The following is an 18,816-nucleotide window of genomic DNA, read 5'->3' on the forward strand; positions in this document are numbered from 1 at the left end:
ATCCCCCGGAAAATGTGGATCCGCAATCGGTGCAGATCGGACTCACCCCGCCGAGGAGACTAACGCAACAGCCGTTGAGAAGCGAGAGGTGGCCCTAGGGGCGCAGGTTCAATCCTGTTGTCGTCGAGAAGTAGTGAGCGGACTCGGCGCGTGGAGCGATTCGGAGGACATCGCCCTGCGACGGGGTTGCGATATCGGGGATGCGCGCGATGATCTGTGCCCCGACGGTGCCGAGGTTCGACGCGTCCTCGACGGTCCGGCCGTAGATGTAGGCGTCCGCACCGAGTTCCTCGACGACGTCGACGACGATGTCGGTTCCGGACTCGGAGAGCGTCCACGCTTCCGGTCGCACGCCCATCGTGACGCGGCTGCCGTCGATCCGGTCGGCGATGGCGCGCTCGATGGGGACCGACAGCGAGCCCAGCTTCGCGGCTCCGGCGACCACGTCCACCTCGAACAGATTCATCGCGGGAGAGCCGATGAACCCGGCGACGAAGGCGTTGACCGGGCGCTCGTACAGCTCCTTCGGGCTGGCACACTGCTGCAGCACACCGGCTTTCATGATCGCCACGCGATCACCCATCGTCATGGCCTCGACCTGATCGTGGGTGACGTAGACCGTGGTGGTGCCGAGCCTGCGTTGCAACAACGAAATCTGCGTGCGGGTCTGAACGCGGAGCTTGGCGTCGAGGTTGGACAGCGGCTCGTCCATGAGGAACACCTGCGGGTTCCGCACGATCGCGCGGCCCATCGCGACACGCTGACGCTGACCGCCGGAGAGCGCCTTGGGTTTGCGGCCCAAGTAGTCGGTGAGGTCGAGAATCTTCGCCGCCTCCTCGACGCGTCGGCCCACTTCGGCCTTGTCCATGCCGGCGATCTGCAGTGCGAAGCCCATGTTCTTGGCGACGGTCATGTGCGGGTACAGCGCGTAGTTCTGGAACACCATCGCGATGTCGCGTTCCTTCGGTGCCAGCGAGGTGACGTCGCGATCGCCGATCTTGATGGCACCGTAGTCGACGTCCTCGAGCCCGGCGAGCATGCGCAACGAGGTGGACTTTCCGCAGCCGGACGGACCGACGAGAACCAGAAACTCGCCGTCCTCGATGGCGAGGTCCAACGATTCGACCGCCGCGACGTCCGATCCCGGATAGAGCTTGGTCGCTCCTTCGTACGTGACCTGTGCCATGGGAGTACTCCTTTGTAGAGGTTAGAAGAATCGATGCGCGGAGCCGGAGGGCTCGGCGGTCAGAAAAGTGGGTTCCGGCAGTTCGGATCGCGCTGCACCGGTAGCGATCTCGTCCGCGACGGCCTGGACCAGCTCCGAGGGAACCAGCGCAATGGCAGAGCCGCCGAATCCCCCGCCGGTCATCCGGGCCCCGTATGCACCCGCGCGCAGCGCCGCATCGACCGCACTGTCCAGCTCCGGTGAGCTGACCTCGTAGTCGTCTCGCAAGGACGCGTGCGAGGCCGTCATCAACTCACCGAGTTCGACTCCTGCGGCGCCGCGGTCGAGCAGTTCGGCAGACTGTTCGACTCGGCGAATTTCGCTGATCACGTGGCGAACTCGCGCGATCAGGGTGTCGTCGACGAGTCCCGATACCGCCTTGTCCAGATCGAGACCGCGCAGCGTCGTCACCCCCAATTCGGCGTACGCGGTGTCCAGCGACTTCCGGCGTTCCCCATACTGGCCGTCGACCAACCGATGCGGCGCATTGGTGTCGATCACCAGCAACCGAGTTCCCGACGCGGCGAGATCGAGGGGAATCTGACGCGTCGAACCGTCGAGACAGTCGAGTAGCAGCGCATGTCCCGACTGGGCCGACATCGCGATGTTCTGATCCATGCCGCCGGTCGACGCACCGGCGATCTCATTCTCGGCCCGAATACTGGCGTTGATCAACACTTTCCGATCGACCTGCAGATCGAAGAGGTCGTCGAGCGCCAGCGCGAACGAGCATTCGAGGGCCGCCGAGCTCGACAGGCCCGAGCCCACCGGTACCGAGGAGTGCACGGCAACATCGACTCCGCCCACACCGTGTTCCCGCAGTGCCCAGGACACACCTGCCACGTACGCGGCCCAGCCCGACGGCGTGCCCGGCCCGATGTCGCCGAGCTCACCGGTCCACGGCTCGTCGGTGTGTGTGGACACGGCACGCATCGTGGTGTCCTCGCGCCGCCGTACAGCGACTGCGGTTGCGTACGGCAGCGCGAACGGCAACACCAGTCCGCCTGCGTAATCGATGTGCTCACCGATGAGATTGACGCGTCCGGGAGCGATCCAGACGCCGTCGGGTTCGCCGCCGAATGCGCTACGAAACAGCGCGGCGGCACTATCGGCGAGGTCCTCCTCGGCAACGACGTCGAGCCAGTTCACGTCAACACCTCGCGCAACCGATCGGCAATCCGCTCGGGTGTGGTGTCGTTGACCCACGCCCCCATCGCCGATTCGGATCCGGCCAAGAATTTCATCCGACCCGGTGAACGCATCATCGAAAACAGTTGCAGGTGCAGACGTCCCAGTTCGCGATCAGCTCCGACGGGGGCCTGATGCCACGCCGAGATGTACGGCACTTCGTCGACGCCGTCGAAGAATGCATCGACGCCGCGCAGCAGATCACGATAGACCCCGGCCAGTTCGTCCCGCTCGGGACTGTTCAACTCGGCCAGGTCCGCAACGTCGCGACGAGGAGCGAGATGTACCTCGACGGGCCAGCGCGACGCCGCCGGGACGTACGCGACCCAGTGTTCGGCATCGACGACGATGCGTCGACCCGAACGCAGCTCGGCGGCGAGTACATCGGCCAGCAGCACTCGACCGGTGCGCTCGAAGTGTGTGCGCGACTGTCGCATCATGGCGTCGGTGCGGGGCGGAAGGTAGGGGTAGGCGTAGATCTGACCGTGCGGGTGCGTCAGCGTGACGCCGATTTCCTTGCCACGGTTCTCGAAGCAGAACACCTGCTGCACGCCCGGTATTGCCGACAGAGCCGCTGTGCGATCGGCCCAGACGTCGATGATGGTGCGGACGCGGGAGAGCTCCAGCGAGACGAAGGAAGCCTCGGGATCACTGGCGAAGCAGATCACCTCGCAGCGTCCGGTGCCGGGCGCGAGCGGCCACAGCGCCTCGCCGTCCACCTCTGTCGGAAGCGTCTGTTGTGCAGCAGTTTCGGACAGTGATGGGAACCGGTTCTCGAACACCACCACGTCGTAGTCCGACGCCGGGATCTCGGTGGCCGGGCGGCCCGGCCGGCTCGGTGCCAACGGCGACGCGTCGGCCGGGGGCAGGAACGTGCGGTCCATTCGCTGCGCGGCGATGACGATCCATTCGCCTGTGAGGACGTCGAATCGCATCTGCGACTGCGACATCGACGGCGAGAGTGCCCGGGTATCGACCAGGTCTCGGGTGGCTCCGCCGGAGACGTAGGGCTCGGTGTCGTCGTAGTAGATCAGCTCGCGGCCGTCGGCCAGAGTGGTCGACGTCTTGCGCAGTGCGTGCGTCGTGGCGTCATGCGCGGTCATCGAGTACTCGTTCCTCGTTCGTGTCGACGGGTCCTCCGGCGATCACCACGTCGTCGACCACCTCGGACAACGCGTCCTGCACGCCGGGGTCGAGCCCGGCATCGGTGACGAACACGTCGACGCGGGAGAGCGGAATGGTGTTGGCGAGCGCGCGGACACCCCATTTGGTGTGGTCGGCCAGCACGATGACGCGTCGAGACGATGCCACCAGCGCCTGATTGGTCTGTGCTTCCATCAGATTGGGGCAGGTGAGCCCGGATTCGATGTCCACTCCGTGCGTTCCGAGGAACAGCATGTCCAGGTGGATGCTCTGCAATGCGCTGACGGTGAGTGGTCCGACCAGCGCATAGGAGGGCGTGCGTTGTCCGCCGGTGAGCAGGACGGTCTGATCCGTTCGGCCACCGGTGTGGAAGACCTCGGCGACGGGAAGCGAATTGGTGACGACGGTGATGTCCGGGATGTCGAGTAGTTCCTGAGCGAGCGCGTGAGTCGTGGTACCGCCGGAGATGCCGATGGAGGTCCCCGGTCGCACGAACCGCGCTGCGGCCTTGGCTATGTCCGCCTTGGCATCTCGATCCAGTTCGGACTTCGCGGAGAAGCCCGGCTCGAACACGCTCGCCGATCGTGGCAGCGTGACACCGCCGTGCACCCGCTCGACCAGACCGCGCGCCACCAATTCGTTGACGTCGCGTCGAATGGTCATGTCCGACACCGACAGTGCAGTACCCAGATCTGCGACCTTGACCGCACCCTGCGCGGTCACCTGGTCGAGGATCTTCTGCTGACGCTGATGGGCGAGCATCAGCTGTTCTCGGCAATCACTGCACTACCGCCCGCAGCCACGATCAGCTCACCGTCGACGTGTGCGCCGCTGACCAGATCGGTACCGGTGGCCGGCACACTCACCTTGTCACTTCCGTGATTGAGCACGAACAGCCAGGACTGCTCCCCCGCCGAGCGCCGCACGATCTCCACATCGGATCCCAGGTCACGTCGAGTCTCGATACCGGCTGCACCGCAGAGCTTGTCGGTCAGTGCCACCCAGCCGTCCGCGTCGGGAACGGTGGCCGCGTACCAGGCAGCGCCGGTGCCGACGGTCCGCTTGGTCAGCGCGGGAACGCCGCGCAAATGGCCCTGCGTATGCCGCGCGAGAACATCGACATCCTCGGATGCGGTGAGATATTCACTCCAGATCTCACCGACGGTCTCGTCGTCGAGGGACAGGGTCTCGCCCTCGGCGAGCGGGAAGAACTCCTCGACGCGGACTCCGAGCAACTCTCGGAAGGCCCCCGGGTAGCCGCCGAGTCGCACGTGGTCGTCCTCGTCGGCGATTCCCGAGAAAGCAGTGACGAGCACCTGCGCACCCGCCTCGGCCGCGTCGGCAATCCGTGCAGCGGTCTCGTCACTGCACAGGTACAGGGCCGGAACCACGATCACGTCGTAGTCGCTCAGGTCCATCGAGGACGGGACGACATCGCAGGTCACGCCCGCGGAAGTGAACCCGTGATGGGCGCGGCGGGCAATCTCCATGGGCTGCATCGCCATCGACGGATGGCCCTCTTGTTCGCACGCCCACTGCGAGGCCCAGTCGAAGAGCACGGCGACCCGCGCGTCGACGGTGCTGCCTGCCACCGGGGCCATGCGACGCAGTGCCGCACCGAGTTCGACGACCTCACGCCACCGGGCGGAGTCCTCGCCTGCGTGCGGCACCAGTGCGGAGTGGAATTTCTCCGCTCCGGCCTTGGAGGCTCGGAACTGGAAGTAGGCGATGCCGTCTGCTCCACGTGCCATGTGTGCCAGCGAGTTGCGCATCATCTCGCCGGGCACCTTGGCGCGGTTGATGTGCTGCCAGTTGACGGCGCTGGTGGAATGTTCCATCAACAACCAGGGTCGACGCCCCGCGACGCCGCGTGTGAGGTCGGCCGAGAACGAGAGCTTGTGATGCGCTGCGCCATCACCGGTTTCGGGTCCGACCAGGTAGTGGTCGGTGGAGACGATGTCCTGTTCCGGAGCCCAGGACGCATAGTCCATGTTGCCGGCGAGCGCGGGTCCCTGCCCCATACCCACCATGAAGTTGGTGGTGACCGGCACGTCAGGGGTGATGCGGTTCAGCACTGCCTTCTCGGCGCGGTACTGCTCGAGGAGTGCGTCGGAGCAGAATCGACGCCAGTCGAGCTGGTGCGTGGGATTACCGAACGTGGTGCTCACCGACGGGGGAACGATCTCTTCCCAATCGCTGTAGCGCTGGCTCCAGAAGTCGGTGCCCCACGCGGTGTTGAGGGTCTCGAGGTCGATGTACCTGGCGCTGAGCCACTCCCGGAATGCGTGTGCGCTGTCGTCGGAGTAGCACAGTGCGTTGTGGCAACCGAGTTCGTTGGAGACGTGCCACATGGCGAGCGCCGGGTGTTCACCATAGCGGTGCGCGATCTTCTCGACCAGTACCAGTGAATGTTCGCGGTACACAGCGGAACTGGGACTCCAGGTCTGACGGCTACCGATGGCGTAGCGGTAACCGCGATCGTCCACCGGACGCATCTGCGGGTAGGCAGTGGCCAACCACGGCGGCGGCGACGCGGTGGCCGTGGCCAGGTCCACGCGAATGTCGCCCTCGTGCATCAGATCCATGACGCGATCGAGCCACTCGAAGTCCCACGTCGTGGCGGTCGGCTGCAGGCGAGCCCAGGAGAAGACACCGACGGTCACGAAGTCGACGCCGGCCTCGTGCATGAGTTCTACGTCGCGTCGCCAGACGTCCTCGGGCCACTGCTCGGGGTTGTAGTCGCCCCCGAAGGAGATTCCCTGGGTCGGCCAGGTGCTGCGTCGCGCTGTGTCCATGCTCACAATATGAACGAGACGTCCTCAGATGTCAACATGAATGAACATTTTCTTACTGACGCTGGTGAGCGGGCGTCGAAAAGCTTGACAGACGCCATTGCGTCGTGTTTCTGTAACCTGCATCACCCCGAACGGTCAGTTGAGTACCGCGGAACGCACAGCGGAATGTTCACTTCTGATCGTTATCGATATTTTCCGTCGAAGGACTCTCATGAACCCACACGAGTGGCCGCGTACCTGGCAGCCGTCTCGGCGCGACTTCCTCAGGTCTGCGCTCGTCGCCGCGGGTGCGATCACCGCAGGTGGCGTGCTGTCGTCGTGCTCGAGCAGTCTCGATCCCAACACGATCACGCTCGGCTCACGGCTGTCGGACAAGAACTCCAAGGTCGGCGTCGAGGACGTCGTCGCCATGTATCGGCAGCAGACCGGTGGCGACATCCGCGTCAACACCGTCGACTCGACGTCGTTCCAGGAGAACGTCAACAACTACCTCCAGGGCACGCCCGACGACGTGTTCACCTGGATGGGCGGCTATCGAATGAAGTACTTCGCAGACAAGGGTCTGGTGGAGGACGTCTCGAGCGTGTGGGCGAGCAACGGCGGCGGATACAGCGACTCCTTCAAGGAGAACTCGACCGGATCCGACGGCAATCAGTATCTGATTCCGTTCTTCTACTACCCGTGGGCAGTGTTCTACCGCCCGAGCCTGTGGGCCGAGCGTGGGTACGAACCACCCAAGACCTACGACCAGTGGGTCACCCTGAGCAAGCAGATGCAGGCCGACGGCGTCACCCCGATCGGCTTCGGTGCCCGCGACGGATGGCCGCCGATGGGGACGTTCGACTACCTGAACCTGCGCCTCAACGGAGTCGACTTCCACCGCACCCTGCTGGCCGGTGACGTCAGCTGGACCGACAATCGCGTCCGCACCGTATTCGACACGTGGCGTGAGCTTCTACCGTTCCATCAGCCACAACCGCTGGGTCGAAAGATCGCCGACGCTCAGACGGCGTTGCTCAACAAGAGCGTCGGGTCCTTGGTCGCCGGCATGTTCGTCGCGCAGAGTTTTCCCGCCGGGCCCGACCGCGACGACCTCGATTTCTTTCCCTTCCCCGAACTCGACTCCGCCATCGGCAGTTCCGCGGTCGAGGCACCGATGGACGGCTTCATGATGCGGGCCGATCCACGCAATCGCCCCGGTGCCGAGAAGCTGCTGACCTTCCTCACCGGCCCCGAACCTGCCGTCGCCTACGCGAAGCAGGATCCGCAGGCCATTCCCGCCCACCGCGACGCCGACCTGTCGGATTTCCCTGCGCTGGTGCGCAAGTCGGCAGACCTCGTCCAGAACGCCGGAGAGATCACGCAGTTCTTCGACCGCGACACTCGCCCCGATTTCGCGTCGATCGTCATGATCCCGGCCCTGCAACAGTTCATCGGCAACCCGAACGACGTCGACGGATTGGTCCGCAGTATCGAGCGTCAGAAGTCGGCGGTGTTCGGAACATGAATCCCGCTCGCCCCCACACCATTCACCCACGTCGAGATCAGGTAATGCCATGACCGCACCCGAACGGGTCAAGTCGCCGAAGATCAGGCGCAGTGTTCGCGAGAAGTGGACCATCGCGATGATGCTCGGCGTTCCCGCGATGATCGTCATCGGACTCGTCTGGATCCCCACGGTCTTCACGGTGATCCTGTCGTTCGCACGGTGGGACGGCATCGGCGGCACGTCGAGTATCGAGTGGATCGGTACCCAAAACTACGTCGACGCGGTGCAGGCGTATCCACCGTTCCAGCAGGCGTTGCAGAACAACGTGCTGTGGCTGGTGTTCCTGTTCCTCGTCCCCACCGTCATCGGCATCCTGCTGGCGATCCTGCTGGACAAGAACCTCAAGGGATCTCGGCTCTACCAGAGCATCTTCTACATCCCCGTGGTGCTGTCGATGGCCCTCATCGGCTTCATCTGGCAGCTCATCTACTCCACCGAGGGCGGCGTCCTCAACAGCCTGCTCGGTACCGACGTCGACTGGCTCGGCGATCCGGACATCAACATCTGGGCCGTCATGGTCGCAGCAGGCTGGCGGCACACCGGCTACATCATGCTGTTGTATTTGGCCGGTCTCAAGGCCATCGACCCGTCCGTCCGCGAGGCCGCGGTGATGGACGGTGCTGGACCGATTCGCACGTTCTTCAGCGTCATCTTCCCGCTGATGAAGAACACCAACCTGCTGATCATCGTCATCACCGTCATCGAGGCGCTACGCGCTTTCGACCTGGTGTGGGTGATCAACAAGGGCCGCAACGGACTCGAGCTGATCTCGGCGCTCGTGACGGCGAACGTCGTCGGTGAGGCGAGCCGCATCGGATTCGGTTCGGCACTGGCCACCATCATGCTCGGCATCTCACTCGTCTTCATCGCCCTGTACCTCGCCATCGTTCTTCGGAGCAAAGACTGATGACCACTTCACTCACGCGCACAGCACCTCCCGAGCGCGATCCGCTGACCCGCAATCGCGCGGCCGTCGCCAATCGTCGACGCGCGGGCACTGCGCAGATCGCGATCTACGTGCTGCTGACGGTCATGGCACTGGCCTGGCTGTTTCCGCTGGCGTGGGCGGTGTACAACTCGTTCCGCAGCTACGACTATGTGCTGCTCAACGGGTACCTGTCGGTGGGCGGATTCACGTTCGACAACTACATCGACTCGTGGCAGATCGGCGGCATCCCGCACTACTTCCTCAACTCGCTGATCATCACCGTTCCGTCGGTGCTGCTCATCCTGTTCTTCGGCTCGATGGCGGCGTTCATCCTGGCGCGGTTCAGCTGGAAGTTCAACATCTTCATGTTGGCGGTGTTCATCGCCGGCAACCTGCTACCCCAGCAGACTCTGCTGACCCCACTCTTCCGGCTGTACAACGCAATTCCGGTTCCGTACTGGATGAGTTCCTCGGGCTCGCTGTACGACAGTTACTGGGGACTGATCATCGTGCACGTCGCATTCCAGACCGGGTTCTGCGTCTTCGTGCTCAGCAACTACATGAAGACCGTGCCCCACGAATTGCTCGAGGCCGCGACCGTCGACGGAGCCGGGTTGTTCCGGCAGTACTGGCAGGTCGTCATGCCGCTCTGCCGTCCCGCGCTGGCTGCCCTCGCGACACTCATGGTGACGTGGATCTACAACGACTTCTTCTGGGCCCTGGCCCTGATGGTCAGCGGCGACAAGCTCCCGGTGACGACGGCGCTGCAGAATCTGCAGGGCAGCTTCTTCACCGACACCAACCTCCTCGCCGCCGGTTCGGTGCTGGTGGCACTGCCGACGGTGTTGGTTTTCATTGCGCTGCAACGACATTTCGTCTCCGGTCTGACGATGGGTGCCAACAAGTGAGTTTCACCGTCCTGCGCCGTGACGGAGTCATGGTGATCCTCGGCCCGTCGTCCACCGCGGTTCCGGCCGTGCTGCACTGGGGTACCGATCTCGGTGAACTCTCCGATCACGATCTCGCCGAACTGCGCCGGGCCGCAATACCCGCGGTTCCGCACTCGAGTGTCGACGTACCTCGGTGGCTCACCCTGGCACCTGGTGGCGACGACGCCTGGCAGGGCACCCCCGCTCTGGCAATGCATCGCGACGGTTCGGTGCAGTACCCGCGGTGGGCAGATGTGACCGTGTCCACTACCGAATTCGGTTGCACTGTGGACGCTTCCGACAGCGAGCTCGGCATCTCGTGGTCGATCGAACTGTCGCTCGAGGTCGGTGGATCACTGCGGGTCCGTCAGGGTGTCCGGAACGTCTCGGGCGGACCCCTGACCGTCGACGGCGTCGTGACCCTGATGCCGTTGCCGGACACTGCAACCGAACTGCTCGATCTGACGGGCCGGCACTGCCGCGAACGCACCCCGCAGCGTCGACGGTTCGATCACGGCACGGTGGCGCGGGCCTCGCGTCGCGGAAGAACCGGGCACGACGCCACCCTGGTACTCACCGCAGGCAGCGAGGGCTTCGGCTTCCGCAGCGGCGAGGTGTGGGGTGCCCATGTCGCCTGGAGCGGCGATCACCTGCACCTGGCGGAGCGCCTGCCCGAGCGTGCCGGTCAGGCCTCGGGCGTGCTGGGCGGCGGTGAGCTGCTCGCCCCCGGCGAGGTAATTCTGCAGGTCGGTGAACCCTACTCGACTCCGTGGGTGCACTTCGTGTACTCCGCTGCTGGACTGGACGGTTCGGCGCACGCGCTGCATCGCTGGATGCGTTCCCGCTCGACGCATCCCACGTCGCCGCGTCCGGTGGTGCTCAACGTCTGGGAAGGCGTCTACTTCGATCACGATCTCACCCGCCTTCGGGACATCGCGGACGTCGCCGCGCGCGTGGGCGTCGAAAGATTCGTGCTCGACGACGGCTGGTTCCGCCACCGACGTGACGACAAGGCAGGCCTCGGCGACTGGCAGGTGGACGAGGGCGTCTGGCCCGATGGGCTGGCTCCGCTGTTCGACCACGTCCGAAAGCTCGGCATGAGTCCAGGGCTGTGGTTCGAGCCCGAGATGGTGAACCTGGACTCCGATATCGCTCGGACGCATCCCGATTGGCTGCTCGCAGCACCGGGTCGAGTTCCACTCGAGTGGCGTCATCAGCATGTGCTGAATCTGACGCGACAGGATGTCTTCGACTATCTCCTCTCGGCCATCGATACGGTGTTGGCGAACGAGCGGCCGGACTACGTGAAGTGGGATCACAACCGCGACTTGATGTTGGCGGTCGACTCCGACGGACGCGCTGCCGTGCATGCTCAGACCTCGGCGTTCTATCGGTTACTCGACGCCTTGCGATCCCGACATCCACAGGTCGAGTTCGAGTCCTGCGCATCGGGCGGAGCCCGCATCGACCTCGAGGTCCTCGAACACACCGACCGGGTATGGGCGTCGGACACCAACGATCCGCTCGAACGTCAACGGCTGCAGCGGTGGACCACGCAGTTGCTGCCGCCGGAGCTGATCGGATCCCAGGTCGGGCCGCAGATCGCGCACACATCAGGCCGGTGGTCCACGCTCCAATTCCGGTGCTTGACAGCCCTGTTCGGCCACGCTGGGTTGGAGATGGACGTCACCGAACTATCGTCCGAGGATCACGAGTACCTGGCAGCCTGGACCACGTTGTACAAGGATTTGCGCGGGCTACTGCACACCGGCGACGTGGTGCGCTCCGACCACCCCGACCCGAGCGTCTGGGTCCACGGCGTCGTGGCATCGGACTTCTCCGAGGGCGCGTACGCAGTGGTGCGGATGGACACCTCGGCCGAGGACCGCACGGATCGCGTGCGCCTCCCGGGTCTCGATCCCTCTCTCAGGTATCGCGTCGATTTCGTGCGTGAACTGAGCGATCTCGGCAACGGTATCCAACTGCCGCCGTGGATCGCCGACGGCGGGGTACTGGAACTGTCGGGTGCGATGCTCGCGCAGGCCGGTGTGGCACTCCCGGTGTTGTTCCCGCAGACCGGAGTGCTTCTGCGAGTGCGAGCCCTCTGAGGCGTATCGGCTCCTCAGTTCTGTATTCCCGCCTGCGATCGGAGGCTGGAATCCGAATCAGAGGAGCTGATTCGCGGCTCAGTCCCAGTTCACCTGCGACGCCATACTCAGCAGCTTTGCTCGTCGCGTCTCGTTGGTCTCGCCGATGCGGGCGATGCGTCCGTAGACATGGGCCCGAAAGTCGTTGTGGTCGTTTCGGTTCTGTTCGGCAACGCCGGCGGTGATGCAGTTGTGCAGCAGCGCCCTGAGATTGTCGTACTCTTCTCGCGGCACTGCCGGCCACGAGTTGACCACGAGTCCGGTGAGCTGTTGTCTCTGATGCGCGCGTCGGACCCTGGTCTTGTCCGGATGGATCGTGAAGCCTTCGTCGTGAGCGATCTGGGAGATCAGCCAGAGCAGTCTGTCGACGTCGACGTCCGCACCGCCGGAGAACGCCAGGTCGTCTGCGTATCGGCTGTAGCGGGCTCCAACAGATCGGGCCAGTCCGCTCGCTCGGATATCGAGTTGTCGTGCAGCGAGATTCGCCAACGCAGGAGACGTGGGCGCACCCTGCGGCAGATGGGTGGCACGAAGCCTCGCTGCGGTGGGGCGGTCCATCCCGATCAACTCGCCGGCCGGGGTGACCGTCGTACACAGCGCTGCGAGATTTGCCGCGACCCTCCGTGGGTAGCCGACCGCCTCGAAGATCGCGACCACTCGATCGAAGCCGATCGACGGGAAGAAGCGTCGGAGATCCACGGAGATCACCACGTCGCGTTCGGCGTGGGGCATCGCAAATGTTCGCGGGCTGCGCGCCTTTCGGAAGCCGTGCGCCGCCGGATGTGCCGGTATTGGATCGAGGATGCGGCGCAATATCTTTCGCTGGATCTCGCGCAGTCGTGGTTTCGGAACCTCCAGCAGGCGGATTCCCTGCCGCTTGTCGAGTCGCGCAGACCGATAGTGCTGCAACGGGAACGGTGCGGTTCGGAGTCTGCCCTGCAGATCGGCGAACCATTCTATTTCGGAAATCGTCAGGTCGAGGGAACGAGCGAGCTGACCGGTCGTTTCGTAGCGCGGCACCTCGAATCGCCAGGGTTTGCGGCCGGTACGCACTTGCGGTCGCTGCGAAGACCTCGAAGGCTCCGAGATGAACGGGAGATCGCGCAGCAGAACGAATATCGATGCCTCGTCGAACGGCGGGCTCGGATACAGATTGATGATGCGATCGGCCAACCACGACGCCTTCTCAGGCGTGAGACGCGCGAACGCGACCTCGAGGCCTGATCGCGTCCACTCGGCATCAGCCGCCAACCGAGCCAGTGTCGCAGCGGCCCGTGGGGACAATTCGCGTTCGGTCATGGACGGCTGTCGATCAGATGCAACGCTGTGACATGCAACGGCGCGGGGCGACCGAAATCTTTCGTCCTCGGAGCAGTCAAGCACGCGAAGCGTGCCGAGCTGCTTCGGACGCAGTGCTCGCTTCTCGTGATGTACCCAGGGGTTACCCCTGAGACCGGTCCCGCGGACCAACTCTCGCCCGCGCGCCGCTGCATACCTCCACCATGCCAAATCGACGCCGGTCTGTCAGCGGGATACGCGACATCTCACCGGCTGTGCGATACCCATGCGGGTATGCTCGGCATTGTCAGCCTCGACAACCGAAGGATCGGAACATCATGACCGAATTGGCCATCAGCACGCGAGTGAACACCACGTTCGAGGACACTGTGGACGCCACTCGAAAAGCGCTGTCCGAACAAGGTTTCGGCATCCTCACCGAAATCGACATGCAGGCCACGTTGAAGTCGAAGATCGACGCCGACATCGAACGCTATGTCATCCTCGGTGCCTGCAATCCGCGATTGGCGAAGGGAGCGATCGATACGGATCGGCAGGTCGGGTTGCTGCTGCCCTGCAACGTCGTCGTCCGAGCCGACGGAGGCAGCACGATCGTGGAGGCGATGAATCCGCAGGTCATGGTCGGATTGTCCGATGCCTCCGGGCTTGCCGACGTGGCCGATGAGGCCACTGCGCTGCTGCAGGCGGCAATCATGACGTTGGGCGGCGACAGCGCCGTCGTGTGAACCACCACTCGACCTGACCGCTATACCCCCTTGGGTATAGTGGGAGTCAGGTGTTCGAGTGACAGAGGAGAAATCATGTGTAGAGCCGTCACGTGCAAGAAGTGCGGAAAGACGACGTGGGCAGGGTGCGGCCAGCACATCGACCAGGTGATGCGGGGCGTTCCCTCGTCGAATCGATGCAAGGGTCACGACGCCGATCCGCCGTCTCCAGGGTTTCTGTCCCGCATGTTCTCCAGAAAATAGTCCTGCCCACCCCGTTCCATTGCGGGGTGGGCAGAAGAATCTCAGGCGAGGGCGAGAAACAACTTCTCGAGTTCCGCTTCGCTCATTTTCTCGCCTGTCTCCGCTCCCGTGATGCACTCACGGAGTCCGGTGGCGACGATCTTGAAGCCTGCCCGGTCGAGAGCCTTCGACACCGCGGCCAGCTGGGTGACGACATCCTTGCAGTCACGACCGCTCTCGATCATGGCGATCACCCCTGCAAGCTGACCCTGCGCACGCCGCAGACGGTTCAATACCAATGCGATGCTTTCGGTGTCACCGGTCATGTCGTTCAGTCCTTCGTTCGATGAAACTCCAGTTTACCCCTAGGGGTAAGAGTGGTCGTGGTGGCCGAAGCCGGACGGCCTCGGCCACCACTGTGTTGCTCTGGATCGGTGACGACTCAGCTGTGCGAGAAGCCGATCTTGGGGAGTACCGAACGCAACCACGCGGGTGACCACCATGCGGCGTGGCCGGTCAAGCGCAACAACACCGGCAGCAGCACCAAGCGGATGAGAATCGCGTCCAGCAATACGGCGACACCCAGAATGATTCCCATCTCCTTGGGTGGCAGTGGTTCGGCGAGCGCGAACGAGAAGAACACCGCGATCATCACCGCTGCCGCCGCGAAGATCACGCGTCCCGAATGCGCCATTCCGTCGATCTGAGAACCGTGCGGATCACCGGTGTTCTCGTAGTGTTCCTTGACGCTCGACAGCAGAAACACCGTGTAGTCCATCGCGATTGCGAAGATCATCGCGAAGAAGAACACCGGGCCCCAACCGTTCAGGAATCCCTGCGGCGTGAATCCGAGCAGCGACGAGCCGTGACCGTCCTGGAAGATCAGCTTCGCCACACCGAATGCCGCTCCGGTGGACAGCAGGCTGACCACGGTCCCCAGCAGGGCGATCAGCGGCGCCTGCAGCGCGATCAGCAGCAGCAGGAATCCGAGCACGAGGATCACCGACACCACGATCGGCAGATACTCGTTCAACGCTGTCTGCAGGTCCAGGTTCTCCGCGGGTGCACCGCCGACGATCGCTCCCTCGGGCAGCTCGGCGCGCAAGGCGTCGAGTGTGGTCTCGAGTACGGGGTCCGACGGGTCCACGTTCGGGATGGCCTGCAGCATGACGAAGTCGGATCCGTCCATGGCGGGCATGGGCGGCGTCACCATCGATACGCCGTCGACGCTCGCTGCGATCTGCGCGGTCTGCTCCGCCTCCGATGTGGGGGCGATGATCTGCAGCATTCCTGGTGCACCTTCACCCATCTGTGCCTGCACCAATTCGTAGCCCTGCCGAACCGGAGCATCCTCGGGCACAACCGAAATGGATGGCATGGCGACCTTGAGACCCAGTGCCGGAATCGACAGCGCCACCAGAATCAACAGCGAGCCGATGGCGAACGGCCACGGATGCTTGTGCAGCAACTGACCCCAGGACGCGAATTTCGGCGAACGGTGCACCTGACGCTTCGCGTACGGGAGGGAGCCGGCATTGACCTTGGGTCCGAGCTTGCCCAGCACTGCGGGGAGCAATGTGAGGGTGGCCGCGAGCACGAACACCACCGCGAGCATGATGCCCACGGCCATCGTGCGTACCGCAGGTGCCGGTACCAGAAGCACGGCAGACAAGCTGATCAGCACTGTGAGACCGGACAACAGGACGGCTTTGCCTGCCGTGTCCATCGTTTCTGCCACTGCACGCTGCGGGTCGATCCGTCCGGCGTCGATGGTCTTTCGGAGCGCATCCCGGAATCGAACGACTAGGAAGAGCGCGTAGTCGATACCGAGCGCCAGCGCGAACATCATCGCAAAGTTCATGGCCCACACCGAGATCGGCGTGATTTCGTTCAGCAAAACCAGCCCGCCAGCAGATGCGACGAGACCGGCCAGCGTCAACAGTAGGGGCAGACCTGCCGCGACGAGCGATCCGAACGCGAGCACCATGATCGCCAATGTGACGGGCCAGGAGATGATTTCGGCCTTGATCATCGCGTCGTGGTTGGCCTTGTTGAAGTCACTCCACAGCGCCGATGCTCCGGTCGGGTAGACCTCGATCGAGTCCGTGGAGGCTGCGGTCAAGTCACCCTTGAGATCGTCGACGGCCTTCACCATCTCGTCGGTCGTCCCGTTCGCTCCACCGATGAGGATTCCGGTGTGCCCGTCGGGACTGATCGACATCCCCGGTTGCGGGGGGATCACCTCGGAAATCCGCGAGTCGGCGGCCAAAATGTCGGTGACCTCGGAGATGACTGCCGCGACAGCGGGATCCGTCACCTGCTCGGTGTCCGAGTGCACGACCACCTGTATCGCGGCAGAAGAGTTGCCGCCGAAGTGCTCCTGTGCGAGTTCGCGAACCTGGACCGACTCCGATCCGTTGGATTGCCAACCGGCACCGGCGAGAGAGCCGAACACCGACGGGGCAAACGCTCCCAATCCGATGATGACCACGAGCCACGCGGTGACCACCCACTTGAAATTGCCTGCCATGCGCGCACCGAAGCGCGCCAACGGCCCCCCGGTGATCCCTGGCGGCGAGCTGTCTGCAGAACTCTCGTCGGTTCGAACGTCCGTAGAACTCACTGTGTGTCCTTAAAGGTCGGGGGCGGTGACCGAACGGTAGCACGGTACCCCCGGGGGTATCAATGATTGAGTTTTACGTACCCCACGGGGTATACATGACAGGCGCGACACGACGCCTACCTGGAGGCCTGACCTATGCCGTCACATCCGACCGATCGGCATGACAGGTGGCAGCGATACTGGGACCAACAGTCGGTCCACTACGACAAGCACATGAACTTTCTCGACCGCGTTCTGTTTCGAGACACCCGATCCTGGATCTGCTCTCGAGCCACCGGCGAGGTACTCGAGATCGCGGTGGGAACCGGCCTCAACCTCGACCACTACCCGGAGCGGACGGCCTTGACCGGGATCGAACTGAGCCCGGACATGCTGGCGCGCGGTCGAACTCGTGCAGAGTCGGTGATGCCCGATGCCAATCTGATGCTAGGCAATGCGCATGGACTGCAGTTTCCCGACGCATCGTTCGACACCGTCGTGTGCACCTTCTCCCTGTGCGCGATCCCCTCACCCGACGTCGCTCTCGCGGAAATGACACGAGTGCTGCGGCCCGGCGGAACCCTTCTGCTGGCCGACCACGTCCCCTCGTCCTTGCGGGTCGTTCGATGGCTCCAGCGCCTGGTCGAATTGGTGAGCATCCCCGTGGGCGGTGAGCACTTCCTGCGACGCCCCTCTTTCGCACTTGTCGGCGACGACACCTTCACCGTCGAGGACATCGAAAGATTCAACCTCGGACTCGTGGAGCGTCTGCAAGCGCGAAAGCGACTGTGACACAGCCCGACACAGGGATCTTGGAGTCGAATCGTCGGTGGCGTCTGTTCGATCATGCAGTCATCGAGTCTGTTTCACCGACGCCGCACAGTGACGCACCTATGATGGCAACCCATCGGGCGATCGCGCTCGAGTACCGCCGATCTACGCCCCTCGTGGGAATCCGCACCCCCTGGACGCGGTGCGAATCCCCACGAGGGGCGTGAATTCGACCGTCTCGGGAACCGGACGAGGCGGAACTGCGTCCAAGAACATAGGTGTTCTCGAGGAATGGACGACAGCGATGCACAGGGCACGTCGATGGCTCCCGGCAATGGCGATACCTCTGCTGCTCACGGGCTGTGCGAGCGCTACAGAAGATGACGCGACTCCGACCGCGGCCAGCACCATCATCTCGACACCCACAGGGCCATGGAATCCCTGCACCATCCCCGACGAGGCCATCGAGCAAGCGGGACTGAACGCCGAGACCGAGGAATCGGGGATATTCGGACGCGATCAAAACGGATTCAAGATCTGCGGCTGGGAGAACCAGCCGCCGGCGAGCAAGTACTACTTCTCGATATTCGTGGGGTTCAAAGGTATCGACTACATCGGCGATGCGACCACCTTCGACCGACTCCAGCCGACTCGAGTGGGAACGCGGGACGCCACCCAGTACCAGCAGGTCGGTGCCGATGCATCCCTGAATTGCGCCCTTGCCTTCACGGTTGGAGCCGAATTGATCATGACGACGCTGAACACGAGCGCACTGGCCCATTCCCCGCAGTACGACCCATGCACAGAACTCAATGAACTCGTAGTCCGGCTCGATCCCGAGCTCCCGAGCTAGAAGTATCGAAATGAAGGATGCCGAAACCGTGACCGATTCACAGCCGGACCTGATTGCGTACTGGCGAGATCTCCATGCCCAAGCCGACGACGGCACTGTCACCATTCCCGCCGACGTTGCCGCGAAATGCGATGCAGCCTGTGCTACCTACCTTGCGCACCTCGACAAAATGAAAATTGACGCGACGAAGCTGAGCATGACGACATCCTGGGGCGACCTCAAGTCCGCTCAGGATCTGCAGGCAAAGTTTCTTAGCGTGGCCACCGGCACAGATCGCTCTCTCGACATCATTCTTCAGCAGCACATCGACGTCATCGAATCGATGCGGATGCTTTTCCGTCGCTACTTTCAAGAGACGTCCGACACCGATGAGCGGACGTCGGCGAACATCAGTGCGCTGACTCCGGAGAACTGATCGACCGCAACACAACGCGAAAGGG

At 63.6% G+C, this 18,816-nt stretch carries 16 protein-coding genes; 8 read left to right on the forward strand and 8 right to left on the reverse strand.

Annotated elements, in window-relative coordinates; genetic code table 11:
* Window positions 1-94 precede the first annotated feature (94 nt).
* Genes R3P93_RS10100 through R3P93_RS10120 form a run of 5 tightly spaced genes read right to left on the reverse strand, consistent with a single transcriptional unit; the run spans window position 95 to window position 6,351 of the window.
* Window positions 95-1,186 carry an ABC transporter ATP-binding protein gene (locus tag R3P93_RS10100; RefSeq protein WP_300515952.1) on the reverse strand — a complete coding sequence of 364 codons (1,092 nt, stop codon included), beginning with the start codon at window positions 1,184-1,186 and terminating at the stop codon, window positions 95-97.
* 21 nt (window positions 1,187-1,207) lie between these two features.
* Window positions 1,208-2,374, reverse strand: coding sequence for a galactokinase (gene galK / locus R3P93_RS10105; protein ID WP_317532955.1), 1,167 nt, complete (start codon window positions 2,372-2,374; stop codon window positions 1,208-1,210).
* Window positions 2,371-3,516 carry a galactose-1-phosphate uridylyltransferase gene (gene galT / locus R3P93_RS10110; RefSeq protein WP_317532956.1) on the reverse strand — a complete coding sequence of 382 codons (1,146 nt, stop codon included), beginning with the start codon at window positions 3,514-3,516 and terminating at the stop codon, window positions 2,371-2,373. The genes galK and galT overlap by 4 nt, the downstream gene beginning before the upstream one ends.
* Window positions 3,503-4,318 (reverse strand): DeoR/GlpR family DNA-binding transcription regulator, encoded by an 816-nt coding sequence (locus R3P93_RS10115; RefSeq protein WP_317532957.1) that lies wholly within the window; start codon window positions 4,316-4,318, stop codon window positions 3,503-3,505. The genes galT and R3P93_RS10115 overlap by 14 nt, the downstream gene beginning before the upstream one ends.
* The gene (locus tag R3P93_RS10120; protein WP_317532958.1) at window positions 4,318-6,351 is read right to left on the reverse strand and encodes a beta-galactosidase; all 2,034 of its coding nucleotides are present in this window, start codon (window positions 6,349-6,351) and stop codon (window positions 4,318-4,320) included. Before R3P93_RS10120 ends, R3P93_RS10115 begins: the two co-directional genes overlap by 1 nt.
* A gap of 211 nt (window positions 6,352-6,562) precedes the next feature.
* Here R3P93_RS10120 and R3P93_RS10125 point away from each other — a divergent pair, with 211 nt between their 5' ends.
* Genes R3P93_RS10125 through R3P93_RS10140 form a run of 4 tightly spaced genes read left to right on the forward strand, consistent with a single transcriptional unit; the run spans window position 6,563 to window position 11,865 of the window.
* Complete coding sequence (locus R3P93_RS10125) at window positions 6,563-7,858, forward strand: ABC transporter substrate-binding protein (protein WP_317532959.1); 1,296 nt, start codon at window positions 6,563-6,565, stop codon at window positions 7,856-7,858.
* 49 nt (window positions 7,859-7,907) lie between these two features.
* Window positions 7,908-8,807: a carbohydrate ABC transporter permease gene (locus tag R3P93_RS10130; protein WP_068045284.1), complete on the forward strand. Its 900-nt coding sequence runs from the start codon at window positions 7,908-7,910 to the stop codon at window positions 8,805-8,807.
* Window positions 8,807-9,736, forward strand: a complete 930-nt coding sequence (locus tag R3P93_RS10135; RefSeq protein WP_269595789.1) for a carbohydrate ABC transporter permease — start codon at window positions 8,807-8,809, stop codon at window positions 9,734-9,736. Before R3P93_RS10130 ends, R3P93_RS10135 begins: the two co-directional genes overlap by 1 nt.
* Window positions 9,733-11,865, forward strand: a complete 2,133-nt coding sequence (locus R3P93_RS10140; RefSeq protein ID WP_317532960.1) for an alpha-galactosidase — start codon at window positions 9,733-9,735, stop codon at window positions 11,863-11,865. The genes R3P93_RS10135 and R3P93_RS10140 overlap by 4 nt, the downstream gene beginning before the upstream one ends.
* A gap of 78 nt (window positions 11,866-11,943) precedes the next feature.
* On the opposite strand, the gene R3P93_RS10145 is transcribed toward R3P93_RS10140, so the two are convergent.
* Window positions 11,944-13,203 carry a reverse transcriptase family protein gene (locus R3P93_RS10145; protein WP_317532961.1) on the reverse strand — a complete coding sequence of 420 codons (1,260 nt, stop codon included), beginning with the start codon at window positions 13,201-13,203 and terminating at the stop codon, window positions 11,944-11,946.
* 317 nt (window positions 13,204-13,520) lie between these two features.
* Here R3P93_RS10145 and R3P93_RS10150 point away from each other — a divergent pair, with 317 nt between their 5' ends.
* Window positions 13,521-13,928 (forward strand): DUF302 domain-containing protein, encoded by a 408-nt coding sequence (locus R3P93_RS10150; protein WP_068045290.1) that lies wholly within the window; start codon window positions 13,521-13,523, stop codon window positions 13,926-13,928.
* A gap of 284 nt (window positions 13,929-14,212) precedes the next feature.
* Here R3P93_RS10150 and R3P93_RS10155 read toward each other — a convergent pair whose 3' ends face one another.
* Window positions 14,213-14,476 (reverse strand): metal-sensitive transcriptional regulator, encoded by a 264-nt coding sequence (locus tag R3P93_RS10155; RefSeq protein WP_011331580.1) that lies wholly within the window; start codon window positions 14,474-14,476, stop codon window positions 14,213-14,215.
* 116 nt (window positions 14,477-14,592) lie between these two features.
* Window positions 14,593-16,773: an MMPL family transporter gene (locus R3P93_RS10160; protein ID WP_149407647.1), complete on the reverse strand. Its 2,181-nt coding sequence runs from the start codon at window positions 16,771-16,773 to the stop codon at window positions 14,593-14,595.
* A 213-nt stretch (window positions 16,774-16,986) separates the two neighbouring features.
* Here R3P93_RS10160 and R3P93_RS10165 point away from each other — a divergent pair, with 213 nt between their 5' ends.
* The 3 genes from R3P93_RS10165 (at window position 16,987) to R3P93_RS10175 (ending at window position 18,791) form a co-directional block, all read left to right on the forward strand.
* On the forward strand, window positions 16,987-17,544 hold the full coding sequence (locus R3P93_RS10165; protein ID WP_317532962.1) for a class I SAM-dependent methyltransferase: 558 nt from the start codon (window positions 16,987-16,989) through the stop codon (window positions 17,542-17,544).
* A gap of 202 nt (window positions 17,545-17,746) precedes the next feature.
* Complete coding sequence (locus R3P93_RS10170; protein WP_317532963.1) at window positions 17,747-18,376, forward strand: DUF3558 family protein; 630 nt, start codon at window positions 17,747-17,749, stop codon at window positions 18,374-18,376.
* A 10-nt stretch (window positions 18,377-18,386) separates the two neighbouring features.
* Entirely contained in the window at window positions 18,387-18,791 is a 405-nt protein-coding gene (locus R3P93_RS10175; protein WP_317532964.1) for a hypothetical protein, read from the forward strand.
* Window positions 18,792-18,816: the final 25 nt, after the last annotated feature.

Origin of the sequence: Rhodococcus cerastii (assembly GCF_033042195.1) — a bacterium.
GTDB lineage: Bacteria > Actinomycetota > Actinomycetes > Mycobacteriales > Mycobacteriaceae > Rhodococcoides.

Excerpts from the sequence above, each read along its gene's own strand:
- R3P93_RS10165 (WP_317532962.1), top strand. The coding sequence starts at position 16,987 with ATGAACTTTCTCGACCGCGTTCTGTTTCGAGACACCCGATCCTGGATC.
- R3P93_RS10115 (WP_317532957.1), bottom strand. The coding sequence starts at position 4,318 with ATGCTCGCCCATCAGCGTCAGCAGAAGATCCTCGACCAGGTGACCGCG.
- R3P93_RS10150 (WP_068045290.1), top strand. The coding sequence starts at position 13,521 with ATGACCGAATTGGCCATCAGCACGCGAGTGAACACCACGTTCGAGGAC.
- R3P93_RS10125 (WP_317532959.1), top strand. The coding sequence starts at position 6,563 with ATGAACCCACACGAGTGGCCGCGTACCTGGCAGCCGTCTCGGCGCGAC.
- R3P93_RS10175 (WP_317532964.1), top strand. The coding sequence starts at position 18,387 with ATGAAGGATGCCGAAACCGTGACCGATTCACAGCCGGACCTGATTGCG.
- R3P93_RS10135 (WP_269595789.1), top strand. The coding sequence starts at position 8,807 with ATGACCACTTCACTCACGCGCACAGCACCTCCCGAGCGCGATCCGCTG.
- galT (WP_317532956.1), bottom strand. The coding sequence starts at position 3,516 with ATGACCGCGCATGACGCCACGACGCACGCACTGCGCAAGACGTCGACC.
- R3P93_RS10120 (WP_317532958.1), bottom strand. The coding sequence starts at position 6,351 with ATGGACACAGCGCGACGCAGCACCTGGCCGACCCAGGGAATCTCCTTC.
- R3P93_RS10145 (WP_317532961.1), bottom strand. The coding sequence starts at position 13,203 with ATGACCGAACGCGAATTGTCCCCACGGGCCGCTGCGACACTGGCTCGG.
- R3P93_RS10155 (WP_011331580.1), bottom strand. The coding sequence starts at position 14,476 with ATGACCGGTGACACCGAAAGCATCGCATTGGTATTGAACCGTCTGCGG.
- R3P93_RS10100 (WP_300515952.1), bottom strand. The coding sequence starts at position 1,186 with ATGGCACAGGTCACGTACGAAGGAGCGACCAAGCTCTATCCGGGATCG.
- R3P93_RS10130 (WP_068045284.1), top strand. The coding sequence starts at position 7,908 with ATGACCGCACCCGAACGGGTCAAGTCGCCGAAGATCAGGCGCAGTGTT.